11 protein-coding genes are annotated in these 12,271 nt (G+C 62.2%); 8 read left to right on the top strand and 3 right to left on the bottom strand.

The window, feature by feature from the left end:
• Positions 1-41: 41 nt before the first annotated feature.
• The gene (locus KY495_RS21035; RefSeq protein ID WP_219881243.1) at positions 42-2,102 is read right to left on the bottom strand and encodes a S9 family peptidase; all 2,061 of its coding nucleotides are present in this window, start codon (positions 2,100-2,102) and stop codon (positions 42-44) included.
• Between the two features lie 131 nt (positions 2,103-2,233).
• On the bottom strand, positions 2,234-3,937 hold the full coding sequence (locus KY495_RS21030) for an MFS transporter (RefSeq protein WP_219881242.1): 1,704 nt from the start codon (positions 3,935-3,937) through the stop codon (positions 2,234-2,236).
• A gap of 265 nt (positions 3,938-4,202) precedes the next feature.
• Between KY495_RS21030 and KY495_RS21025 the strand changes: the two genes are divergently transcribed.
• The 8 genes from KY495_RS21025 (at position 4,203) to KY495_RS20990 (ending at position 11,840) form a co-directional block, all read left to right on the top strand.
• Positions 4,203-5,381 carry an acetyl-CoA C-acyltransferase gene (locus KY495_RS21025; RefSeq protein ID WP_219881241.1) on the top strand — a complete coding sequence of 393 codons (1,179 nt, stop codon included), beginning with the start codon at positions 4,203-4,205 and terminating at the stop codon, positions 5,379-5,381.
• A gap of 54 nt (positions 5,382-5,435) precedes the next feature.
• Positions 5,436-7,286 carry an acyl-CoA dehydrogenase gene (locus KY495_RS21020; protein WP_219881240.1) on the top strand — a complete coding sequence of 617 codons (1,851 nt, stop codon included), beginning with the start codon at positions 5,436-5,438 and terminating at the stop codon, positions 7,284-7,286.
• Positions 7,287-7,294: 8 nt separating this feature from the next.
• Positions 7,295-7,594: a Dabb family protein gene (locus KY495_RS21015; protein ID WP_219881239.1), complete on the top strand. Its 300-nt coding sequence runs from the start codon at positions 7,295-7,297 to the stop codon at positions 7,592-7,594.
• 15 nt (positions 7,595-7,609) lie between these two features.
• Complete coding sequence (locus tag KY495_RS21010; protein ID WP_219881238.1) at positions 7,610-8,392, top strand: SDR family oxidoreductase; 783 nt, start codon at positions 7,610-7,612, stop codon at positions 8,390-8,392.
• A gap of 20 nt (positions 8,393-8,412) precedes the next feature.
• Positions 8,413-9,390 carry an NADP-dependent oxidoreductase gene (locus tag KY495_RS21005; RefSeq protein WP_219884362.1) on the top strand — a complete coding sequence of 326 codons (978 nt, stop codon included), beginning with the start codon at positions 8,413-8,415 and terminating at the stop codon, positions 9,388-9,390.
• Positions 9,391-10,302 carry an SDR family oxidoreductase gene (locus KY495_RS21000; protein WP_219881237.1) on the top strand — a complete coding sequence of 304 codons (912 nt, stop codon included), beginning with the start codon at positions 9,391-9,393 and terminating at the stop codon, positions 10,300-10,302.
• Entirely contained in the window at positions 10,299-11,096 is a 798-nt protein-coding gene (gene blaOXA, locus KY495_RS20995) for a class D beta-lactamase (protein WP_219881236.1), read from the top strand. The genes KY495_RS21000 and blaOXA overlap by 4 nt, the downstream gene beginning before the upstream one ends.
• Before the next feature lie 249 nt (positions 11,097-11,345).
• Entirely contained in the window at positions 11,346-11,840 is a 495-nt protein-coding gene (locus tag KY495_RS20990; RefSeq protein WP_219881235.1) for a beta/gamma crystallin domain-containing protein, read from the top strand.
• Positions 11,841-11,906: 66 nt separating this feature from the next.
• On the opposite strand, the gene KY495_RS20985 is transcribed toward KY495_RS20990, so the two are convergent.
• Entirely contained in the window at positions 11,907-12,248 is a 342-nt protein-coding gene (locus KY495_RS20985; protein ID WP_219881234.1) for a YciI family protein, read from the bottom strand.
• Positions 12,249-12,271: the final 23 nt, after the last annotated feature.

Genomic DNA, 12,271 nt, shown 5'->3' with positions numbered 1-12,271 from the left:
TCCGGAAAATGGGAGCTTCAAGCCGCGGTTGACTACGCTGATTACTTCGCTTTGAGATGCGTATCGAGCCAAGCCTTGACGACCTTGTGCCACTGCAAGGAATTGGCTGGCTTGAGCACCCAGTGGTTCTCGTCCGGGAACACGATCAGCTGGCTGTCAATGCCACGCCGCTGCAGCGCCGAGAAGGTGCCGAGCGCCTGGGTGGTCGGCACGCGGTAATCGAGGTCGCCCTGGATGACCAGCATTGGCGTCTTCCACTTCTTGACGTGATGAACCGGATTGTACTTCTCGTAAGCTGCCGGGTTGTCGTAGTAGGTACCGCCGTTTTCCCACTCGGTAAACCACAGCTCTTCCGTTGCATACGCCATGCCGCGCGTATCGAAGATGCCGTCGTGGTTGACCAGGCAGCGGAAGCCGTCGCTCCAGTTACCGGCAATCCAGTTCACCATGTAGCCGCCATACGAGGCGCCCAGTGCGCAGCTGCGCTCGCGGTCAAGCCATGGATATTTTTTGGTCGCTGCCGCCAGGCCTTTTTTCAAGTCTTCCAGCGGCTTGCCGCCCCAGTCACCGGTGATGGAGTCGGTGAACTTCTGGCCGTAACCGGTCGAACCGTGGAAGTCGATGAACACGCTGGCGTAGCCGGCACCGGCGTAGGTCTGGGGATTCCAGCGGTAGCTCCACGAGTTGCCGAAGCTGCCCTGCGGGCCGCCATGGATGATGAATGCCACGGGATACTTCTCGCCTGCCACCGCATTCCACGGCTTCATGACGTGGCCGTACACGGTCTCGCCCCGGGCGCCCTTGAACGAGAACTGCTCGTACTCGCCAAATTTCACGTCCTTGAGCGCTTCGGCATTGAGGTCGGTGATTTGCACGGCGTCGCCGCCGGCCAGGCTGGTCCTGTACAGCTGCGCAGGCGACGCCAGGTTGGCCTTGGACATGACGACGGTATCGCCCTGGACATCGAAGCCGCCGACATAGCCCTTGTCGGTCAGTGCCTTGACCTTGCCGCCGGCCGCGTCAATGGCAAACAGGCGGTGCTGGCCCAGGTCGTCGGCAGTGGCCAGGATGGTCTTGCCGTCCGAACTCCAGCGGAACTCGCCGATAGAGCGATCCCAGCCTGCAGCAATATTGCGCTTCTTGCCGGTCGCGACATCCATGAACACCAGCTGGAAACGGTCGGCTTCAAAGCCGGGACGCTTCATGGCAAGGTAGGCGAGCGTCTTGCCATCTGGCGAAAAGGCGGCCTTGGCATCCCACGCCTTGTTCTCGGCCGTCAGATTGCGCGGTGCGGCGCCGCCGGCGGCCGGGACCTGGTACACATCAAAGTTGGTGGACCACGGTTCCGACTTGCCGGCAATACGCACCGAGAACACGATGGATTGGCCATCCGGGCTGAAACGATAGTCTTCGCGGTCGCCAAAAGGCTTCGATGGCACATTGCCGTCCAGGCTGCCGGACAGGCTGACCGGCGTGCCGCTCACGCGGCCGCTGGCATCGAGCGGGGCCGAAAACAGCACGCCGTTGCGCCCGTCTGCCCAGGTGTCCCAATGCCGCACGAACATGCGGTCGTACACCTTGCCGGTGGCCTTGTTGGTGTTGGCGGCCGCCGCGCGCGTCTTGCTGCAAGCCAGGTCCGGGCAGTCGCGGAACACGGCCATCGACAGGGCGATGCGCTCGCCCGTTGGCGACAGGCGGAAGGTTTCCACATCGAGCGGCAGGTCGGTCACGCGCACGGCTTCGCCGCCACCGATGGGCTGGCGCCAGACCTGGTTGGAACCGGAGCGTGCCGACAGGAAGTAGATCGCATCGCCCTTGGGCGACCATTCCGGATCGGTACTGCTGGCGTCGCCCTGGGTCAGGCGCACCGGCTGGGCATTCTCCTTGCGCACATCGAGCAGGTAGAGCTGAGTGTTGCCCTTGTTCTTTTCCATGTTGGTGCTGCGCACCGTGTACACCAGGCTCGATGCATCCGGCGACAGGGCCGGGCTGCCAACGCGCTCCAGGCGCACCAGGTCTTCCGCGGTAAAGCCGCGTGGCGCCGCATAGGCGCTGCCAACCGCTAATGCCGCGGCGCTCAGTATGAACAGACGTGAAATCATTGCGAGTATCCCCAAAATTATATTAGTGCCCAGCGGCACGGCTTGCTGCCGACATCATACTCGCCGGGCAAAAAAAATGCCGCTATTGCTAGCGGCATTGTTGGTCTGTGCGACCGGCTGGTGACGACTACCTAGTCAGCGGCGTAAATATCGTTGTCCTTGGTTTCCTTCACGAACAGGGCACCAATGACCACGGTAGCCAGGGCAATGATGATCGGATACCACAGGCCGTAGTAGATGTCGCCCTTGAACGCGACCAGCGCAAAGGCCGTCGTCGGCAGCAGGCCGCCGAACCAGCCGTTACCGATATGGTAGGGCAGGGACATGGAGGTATAGCGGATCTTGGTCGGGAACATTTCCACCAGCATGGCGGCAATCGGGCCGTACACCATCGTCACGTACAGCACCAGGATGAACAGCAGCGCCACGACCATCGGCTTGTTGATGGCGTCCGGATCGGCCTTGGCAGGGTAGCCGGCAGCCTTGATCGCGTCCGCCACTTCCTTCTTGAATGCCGCTTCGCGCGCCTTGCTGGCATCGTCGAAATTGAGGCCGTCGGCCGTCATGACGGCTTCAAACGAGCTCAGTTCCTTGTCGCCGATCATGATCTTGGCAAGCGATCCGGCTGGCGCATCCACCGCCGTGTAGCTGACCGACGAAGCCGTGAGCATGCTCTTGGCAACGTCGCAGGAAGATGGGAACTTTTCCGTGCCTGTCAGCTTGAACTGGAAGTTGCAGGTTGCGGGATCGGCTACCACTGTCACTGGGGAATTCTTCAGTGCCGATTCCAGCGCAGGGTTGGCAAAGTGGGTCAGGCCCTTGAAGATGGGAAAGAAGGTCAGCGCCGCAATCAGGCAACCGCCGAGGATGATCCACTTGCGGCCAATCTTGTCCGACAAGATGCCGAAGACGATGAAGAAAGGCGTGGCCAGAATGAGGGCGATGCCGATCAAGATGTTCGCCGTGAGCAGGTCAACCTTGAGCGTCTGGGTCAGGAAGAACAGGGCGTAGAACTGGCCCGTGTACCAGACCACTGCCTGGCCCATGGTCAGGCCGATCAGGGCCAGCAGCACAATCTTCGCATTCTTTGCCTTCAGAAACGATTCCGTCAGCGGTGCCTTGGACGTCTTGCCTTCCGCCTTCATCTTGGCAAATGCCGGCGACTCTTCCATCGACAGGCGGATCCACACGGAAATGCCCAGCAGCAGGACCGACACCAGGAATGGCACGCGCCAGCCCCAGGCTTCGAACTCGGATTCGCCCAGGGCGGTGCGGGTCAGGGTGATGACCACGATTGACAGCAGCAAGCCGACGGTGGCGGTGGTCTGGATCCAGGACGTGAAGAAGCCGCGCTTGCCTTCGGGCGCGTGTTCTGCCACATAGGTTGCCGCACCGCCGTATTCACCGCCCAACGCCAGGCCCTGGCAGATGCGCAGCGTCACCAGGATGATAGGTGCCGCGATGCCGATCGTTTCATAGTTGGGCAGCAGGCCGACGATAAAGGTCGAGGCGCCCATCAGCAAGATGGTGATCAGGAAGGTGTATTTGCGGCCGATCATGTCGCCAAGCCGGCCAAACACGAGGGCGCCGAATGGACGCACAATGAAGCCGGCGGCAAACGCGAGCAGGGCAAAGATGAAGGTGGTGGTCGGATCACCGACAAAAAACTGTTTGGCGATGATCGCTGCGAGCGTACCGTACAGGTAGAAGTCGTACCACTCGAACACGGTGCCGAGCGAGGAAGCAAGGATGACCTTCTTTTCTTCCTTGGTCAGGTCCTTCGATGCCGGGGCCACCTTCGCGCCGCCGGCGGTGGTGCCTGATGTTATAGCCATAGTTGTCTCCAAGATTTTTTATGTTGTCTGCTGTGTTCCGGTCGGGCTGCACCGGTCCAGCTCAGCGCAGTGTGTTCCGATAACCTTACGGCATCCTTGCTTCAAACTTACGGCAAACTTACGCCATGTTCGCTGCCATATTCACCGATGAAAAAGAGCTGCAAAAATTTTGCGAACGGTCGTACTAAAATATGCTATTCTCGTACCGATCAACAGGGCCTTACGCCTTGAAACCGCAGTACATCCCTACTTTCAGGAGACTTAAATGACCGACGCAGTCATCGTATCGACCGCCCGCACGGGCCTGGCCAAATCGTGGAAGGGTGCCTTCAACATGACCCACGGCGCCACCCTCGGCGGCCACGCATTGCAGGCGGCCATTGCGCGCGCCAATATCGACGCCGGCGAGATCGAAGATGTGATCATGGGCTGCGCCAATCCTGAAGGTGCCACCGGTGCCAACATCGCGCGCCAGATCGCCCTGCGCGGCGGCTGCCCGGTCACCACCGGCGGCATGACCATCAACCGATTCTGCTCGTCCGGCCTGCAGACCATTGCCACCGCGGCCCAGCGCATCATTGCGGGCGAGGGCGACATTTACGCCGCCGGCGGCGTGGAATCGATCTCCTGCGTGCAGCAGGAAATGAATACCCACATGCTGGCCGATCCATGGCTCAAGGAACACAAGCCGGAAATCTACTGGCCCATGCTGCAGACGGCCGAAATGGTCGCCAAGCGCTACAACATTGGCCGCGACCGCCAGGATGAATATGGCGTGCAGAGCCAGCAGCGCGCAGCAGCGGCCCAGGCCGCGGGCCTGTTCAACGCCGAGATCGTGCCCATGACCACCATCATGGGCGTGGCCGACAAGGAATCGGGCATGCTGCTCACGCGCGAAGTGACCATCTCGGCTGACGAAGGCATTCGCGCCGATACCACCCTCGAAGGGGTATCGAAGATCCGCACCGCCATTCCCGGCGGCGTGATCAGCGCCGGCAATGCCAGCCAGTTCTCGGACGGCGCCTCGGTTGCCGTTCTCATGAGCGACAAGGTAGCGCAAGCCAAGGGCTTGCAGCCGCTCGGCATCTTCCGCGGCTTTGCCGTGGCCGGCTGCGAGCCGGACGAAATGGGCATCGGCCCCGTCTTCGCCATTCCCAAGCTGCTCAAGAAAGCCGGCCTGTCGGTGGACGACATCGGCCTGTGGGAACTCAATGAAGCGTTTGCCGTGCAGGTGCTGTACTGCGCCGACAAGCTGGGCATCCCGATGGACCGCCTGAACGTGAATGGCGGCGCGATTGCCGTAGGCCATCCGTACGGTGTGTCGGGTGCGCGCCTGGTGGGCCACGCCCTCATCGAAGGCAAGCGCCGTGGTGTCAAGTACGTGGTTGCCACCATGTGTATCGGCGGCGGCCAGGGCGCTGCCGGCCTGTTCGAAGTCGTCTAATCCTCTTCATGGGGCCGCGCCGTCCGGCGCGTGCCCCCATTCGCCGGGACACCTATGCAATCGAAAATACTGTCGCGCCGCGACATCGAATTCCTATTGTATGAATGGCTGGATGTGGAGGCGCTGACCGCCAGGGCGCGTTTCCAGGACCACAGCCGCGAAACCTTCAACGCTGCCATTGATACCGCAGAACAGATCGCCACCGACCTGTTTGCGCCGCACAATAAAAAGAACGACAATCACGAGCCGCAATTCGATGGCGAAACAGTCGCCATCATCCCGGAAGTAAAAACCGCGCTCGATGCCTTTTCCGCCGCCGGGCTCATGGCCGCCGGTCAGGATTATGAATTCGACGGCATGCAGTTGCCCTACGTGGTCGACAAGGCGCTGTCGGCCTACTTTACGGCTGCCAATGTGGCCACCGCGGCCTACATCTTCCTGACCGTCGGCAATGCCAATACCCTGCTCAAGTGCGCCACGCCGCGCCAGGTGGAGCGCTTCGTGCGTCCGCTGCTGGCGGGACAGTTCTTTGGCACCATGTGCCTGTCCGAGCCGCAGGCGGGCTCCAGCCTGTCTGACATCACCACCCGCGCCGAGCCCGATCCTGTCGAAGGCCCGGAAGGCGAGCGCCAGTACCGCCTGACCGGCAACAAGATGTGGATTTCGGCCGGCGAACACGAGCTGGCCGGCAATATCGTCCACCTCGTGCTGGCCAAGATTCCCGGCCCGGACGGACGCCTCATCCCCGGTGTCAAAGGCATTTCCCTGTTCATCGTGCCCAAGTACATCGTCGATGAAGATGGCAGCATTGGCGAGCGCAACGACGTCGTGCTGGCGGGACTCAATCACAAGATGGGCAACCGCGGCACCACCAATTGCCTGCTCAATTTTGGCGAAGGGCGCCACAAGCCTGGCGGCCGCGCCGGTGCCATTGGCTACCTGGTGGGTGAACCGCACCAGGGCTTGCGCAACATGTTCCACATGATGAATGAAGCGCGCATAGGCGTGGGCCTGGGAGCGGCCGTGCTGGGCGTGACCGGCTACCTGCATGCGCTCGATTATGCCCGCAGCCGTCCGCAGGGGCGTCACCCGGCCGAGAAGGATCCCGTCAAGCCGCAGCTGCCCATCATCGAACATACCGATGTGCGGCGCATGCTGCTGGCGCAAAAGGCGTACGTGGAAGGGGCCATGGCGCTGGTCATGTATTCGGCCAGGCTGGTCGATGAGGCCAACACCGCGCCCGAGGCCGAGGCGCGCGCCCACGCCGGGCGTCTGCTGGACTTTCTCACGCCCATTTCCAAGTCGTGGCCCTCGCAGTGGTGCGTGGAGGCAAACAGCCTGGCCATCCAGGTCCATGGCGGCTACGGCTACACGCGTGAATACAATGTGGAGCAGTTCTATCGCGACAACCGCCTCAATGCCATCCATGAAGGCACGCACGGCATCCACGGCCTTGACCTGCTGGGACGCAAAGTCTCGATCCAGGACGGCGCCCTGTTCAAGTCCGTGTCTGGGGAGATTGCGGCCAGCGTCACCAGGGCGCGCCAGGACGGCAACGCCGAGCTGGCAGGGTTCGCCGGCGAGCTGGAAGCGCAATGGCAGCGCATCGCCCAGGTCACGGCCCAGCTGTACGGCGCCGGCGACATGAACAAGACCCTGGCCAACGCCAGCGTCTATCTGGAAGCGGTGGGCCATGCCGTGGTGGCATGGCTGTGGCTGGAGCAAGCCATGGTGGCGAGTAAGGCACTGGCCGGCGCTGCCCGCGACGACGAGCCGTTCTACCAGGGCAAGCTGCAGGCCTGCCGCTATTTCTACCGCTGGGAACTGCCCAAAATTACCCCGCAGCTGGACCTGCTGGCCAGTATCGACACCACCACGCTCGACATGCAGGATGCGTGGTTTTAAGGAACAACATGATCAAGCACATTGTAATGTGGAAGCTCAAGGATGCCGCGGAAGGGGCCGACAAGGCCACCAATGCCGTCAGAATGAAGGAAAAACTGGAGTCGTGCGCGCAGCTGCCGGGCATCCTCAAGTTTGAAGTGGCGCTGGCCCAGCCTGGGCTGGAAGCCACCTATGACGTGATCCTGTATTCCGAATTTGAAAGCCGCGAGGCACTGGCCGCCTACGCTGCCCACCCCACCCATCAAGCCATCATCCCGTTCATTGGCGCCGTGCGCAGCGAGCGCCAGTGCATGGACTACGACATCTAAGAAGAGGAAAAAATTATGCGTACGACCCAAGAATTGTTTTCGCTGGCCGGCAAGACGGCCCTCATCACCGGCGGCTCGCGCGGCCTTGGCCTGCAAATGGCCGAAGCGCTGGGCGAGCAGGGCGCCCGGCTGGTGCTCTCTTCCCGCAAGCAGTCGGACCTGGACGAGGCCGTGGCCCACCTGAAGGCGCGCGGCATCGACGCCTCCGCCATTGCCGCCGACCTGTCGCAGGATGCCCACATCGGCCCCATGGTCGATGAAGCGATCAAGCGCCTGGGCCACATCGATATCCTGATCAACAACGCCGGCGCCAGCTGGGGCGCGCCCGCCGAAGACTATCCGGTGGAAGCGTGGGACAAGGTCATGAACTTGAACATCCGCAGCATCTTCCTGGTCTCGCAGGCTGTGGGCAAGCTGTCCATGATCCCGCGCAAATACGGCCGCATCATCAATATCGCCTCCATCGCAGGGCTGGCCGGCAACCCGCCGGGCACCATGCAGACGGTGGCCTACAACACGTCCAAAGGCGCCGTGATCAACTTCACGCGCACCCTGGCAGGCGAGTGGGGCCGCTTTGGCATTACCGTCAATGCCATTGCACCGGGCTTTTTCCCGTCCAAGATGACCAAGGGCGTGCTGGAAGCCATTGGTGAAGAAAAGCTGGCCAAGGATTCGCCGCTGGGCCGCATCGGCGACGATGAAGATCTCAAGGGCGCGGCACTGCTGTTCGCCTCCGACGCCAGCAAGCACATCACCGGCCAGACCCTGGCCGTCGATGGCGGCGTATCGGCGGTGTGAGCGTGACGACGTTCAAGCGCATGGTGCTCGCTTCGCGTCCGCGCGGGGCGGTGTTGCCGGAAAACTTTCGCCTGGAAACGGCCACCGTGCCCGCCCTCGGCGAGGGCCAGGTATTGGTGCGCAACCACTACCTGTCGCTCGATCCCTACATGCGCGGGCGCATGAGCGAGGCCAAGAGCTATGCGGCAGCGCAGGCGATCGATGAGACCATGATCGGCGGCACGGCCGGCGAAGTGGTGGCGTCGCAGCACCCGCGTTTTACGCCCGGCGACCGGGTGGTCGGCATGCTGGGCTGGGCCGAGATGGGCGTTGCCGACGGCAATATGCTGCGCAAGGTGGATGCGACCAGCATCCCCTTGTCTGCCTACCTTGGCGTGCTGGGCATGCCGGGCATGACGGCCTGGTATGGCCTGAACCACATCATGCAGCCGGCCGCCGGCAACACCATTTTGGTATCGGCTGCCAGCGGGGCGGTCGGCAGCGCCGTGGGCCAGCTGGCCAAACTGCAAGGCTGCCGCGCGATCGGCATTGCGGGCGGCCCTGAAAAATGCGCCTACGTGGTCGACGAACTCGGTTTTGACGCATGCATCGACTACAAGGGGGGCAGGTTGGCAGAAGACCTGGCCGCGGCGGCGCCCGGCGGCATCGACGCCTTGTTTGAAAATGTGGGTGGCGCAGGCTTTGATGCAGCCTTGCCCCTCATGAACGCATTCGGCCGCATCGCCCTGTGCGGCTTGATCGCCGGTTACAACGGCGACGACATGGCGGTGCGCAACCTGCGCTACATGCTCACCAGTCGCTTGTCGATGCGCGGCTTCATCGTTACCGAACATATGGACTTGTGGCCGCAAGGCTTGCGGGAATTGGGCGAACTGGTGGCGACTGGCAAACTCAAGTACCGCGAAACGGTGGCCCAGGGATTGGCGGCGGCACCGGACGCATTCATCGGCCTGCTCTCTGGCCGCAATTTTGGCAAACAACTCGTAAGGCTCATCTAAATGAAAATCTTCAAGGACAAAGTTGTGGTCATCACGGGCGGGGCAAGTGGCCTTGGCCGCGAATTTGCGCTCACCGCCGCCGGCCTGGGCATGAAAATCGTGCTGGCCGACGTGCAGCAGGATGCGCTCGACGCCACCCGCGCCGAGCTCGAAGCGCAGGGTGCAAGCGTGCTGGCCATGCTGTGCGACGTGCGCAAGGGCGAGCAGGTGCAGGCGCTGGCCGATGCCACCATGGAAAAATTCGACGCTGTCCACCTCGTATTCAATAATGCGGGCGTGGGCTCGGGCGGCCTGATCTGGGAAAATTCGGAAGCCGACTGGGAATGGGTGCTGGGCGTGAACGTGTGGGGCGTCATCCATGGCGTGCGCATTTTCACCAAGCTCATGCTGGAGTGCGCAAAGAAAGATCCCGCGTTCGAAGGCCACATCGTGAACACTGCTTCGATGGCTGGCCTGCTCAACGCGCCGACCATGGGCGTGTACAACGTGTCCAAGCACGCGGTTGTGTCGCTGTCGGAAACGCTGTACCAGGACCTGGACCTGGTGGGCGCGCCCATTGGCGCATCCGTGCTGTGCCCGTATTTTGTGCCGACCGGCATCAGCCAGTCGCACCGCAACCGTCCCAGCGACGTGGCAATGACGGACAAGGCAACGGCAAGTCAGGTCGCTGCCCAGGCCATGACGGTGAAGGCGGTCGAATCTGGCAAAGTGACGGCGGCGGAAGTGGCGGCCATCACGTTTGACGCCATCCGCGACGGGAAGTTCTATATTTACTCCCATCCCGGCGCATTGGGCGGCGTGGCCGAGCGCATGGAGGCGATCGTGCACGCGAACAATCCTGGTGATCCATACAAGGCAACCCCGCAAGTGCGCGAGCGGCTGCGGGCCAAGATGAATATCGGAGAAGCATGACTTTGCTGAAAGTAGGGGTGTTCGCGCTGGCAGCGGTGGCCACCAGCGTGCAGGCGGCCAGGCTGGTGGACAGCCCCGAGCTGGCCCGCGCGTTCAGGCACAGCGGCCTGACCGGGACTTTTGTCGTCTATGACGTGCAGGCTGACCGCATGCTGGTGCACAACCGCAAGCGCGCCAACACCCGCTACTTTCCTGCGTCCACCTTCAAGATTCCCAACACCCTGATTGGCCTGTCCACCGGCGCCGTGAGCAGTGTGGACCAGGTGCTGCCGTACGGCGGCAAGCCGCAGCGCTTGAAAGTATGGGAGCAGGACATGCCCCTGCGCGAGGCGATCAAGGTTTCCAATGTGCCCGTGTACCAGGAATTGGCGCGCCGCATCGGCATGCAGCGCATGCAGGAGGAACTGCCCAAGCTCAATTACGGCAACGGCAAGATGGGCGAGGTGATCGACCAGTTTTGGCTGCGCGGACCGCTGGCCATCAGTGCCGTCGAGCAGACCCGTTTCCTGGCAAAACTGTCGCAGGACGCGCTGCCGTTTTCTGCCTCGGCCATGGCGGCCACGCGCGATATTGTCCTGCAATGCAAAACCGACAATGCAGCGCTGTATGCCAAGACCGGCTGGACCGAGGCGCCCAATCCCGATATCGGCTGGTGGGTGGGCTGGGTGCGCAAGGAGGGCCGCACCTATGCTTTTGCCCTCAATATCGACATCGTCACTGATGAAGACGCAGCTAAACGCATACCCCTGGGCCGTGCCGGCCTGGATGCCCTGGGCGTGCTGCCAAACCAATGAGGCGGGGCCGCGTGGGCGGTGCGGGCTGCCAAGGCAGGGGATCAGCTTGTATCAAGTGATACCCGCATACCGTTGACCTCCAGAAAGCTAACTAACATTGCGCTAATTGTGTGGATCTATATTGCCCCTTCCGGCTCTAAGTAATGCCGTCCAGGGGCCGGTGGCTATCGGCTGCCGACATAGATTTGCAACACACCACACGGAGGTCATATGAAAAATAACTACCTTTCCATTGGCAAGAGTTGTCGCATGTCCCTGCTCGCCGCTGCGCTGATGGCATTGGCGATCCAGCCGCATGCTGTCGGCGCAGGCCAGGACAGCGCCACAAAAGCCCAGACCGCCCAGACCAGCACTGCCAAGGCCGCCGGCACGCAAAGCACCAAGGGGGCGCCGGCACCAATCGTCAGCCTGGTGCTGGTGCCAATTGTTCCGGTGGCCCAGGATCCGATCACCAAAGGCGGATGCTGGGCCAGGCTGCACGATGGGCAAAGTTTCAGCGGCGACGCCCTGACAGTGGCAGGCCCGCTTGACATGCCGACCCTCGTCGGGCCTTTCGGCATTGACTGGAAGGGCAAGATCAGCAGCGTCGAAACGGGGCCCAAGGCCACGCTGATGGTCTACGACAACGAGAACTACCATCAGCTGGTGTCAACCTTCAAGCCAGGGGTGCGCATTGCCGATGTCAGCAAGCGGCTGGGATTTTTCGACCAGATGCGTTCGCTGAAAATCACCTGTACCAAATAGGAAAGCAAGCAGGCGCGGCAGGCGAAGGAATGCACCTCGCGCCGCGCCCGGCGCTGTTATGCGCTGTCAGGACCGGGGATCGTCACCGAAAACACGCAGTTCCTGGTCGCAGCGGCAGGCTTTGGCTATCCGGGCCGCCCACGCAATGGCGTCTTCACGAGAAGGCAATTCCAGTATCGTGAAGCCGCCGTTGAGCGCGGGCGCCCACGGATAGCCGCCCGCTGCAACGGCGCCATCGCCGGATACCAGCACTGGTGCCACGCTTTCGTCGATGCCACCGCCAAAGACATAGACGCCGGCGGCTTTCGCCTCTTCAATCACGGCGCCGGCGTCACGCCCTGCCGCTTCCAGATCGGCGCCGGATACCACCATGGCGGCACTTGGAAAGGAAATCAGGTATTTGGCCATCTTGATTCTCCAACATTTGTCCG

The sequence above is a fragment of the Massilia sp. PAMC28688 genome, from assembly GCF_019443445.1.
Taxonomy (GTDB): Bacteria; Pseudomonadota; Gammaproteobacteria; order Burkholderiales; family Burkholderiaceae_D; genus Telluria_A.
The sequence above is the reverse complement of the archived record's forward strand: the minus strand, read 5'-3'. Positions and strand labels throughout refer to the sequence as shown.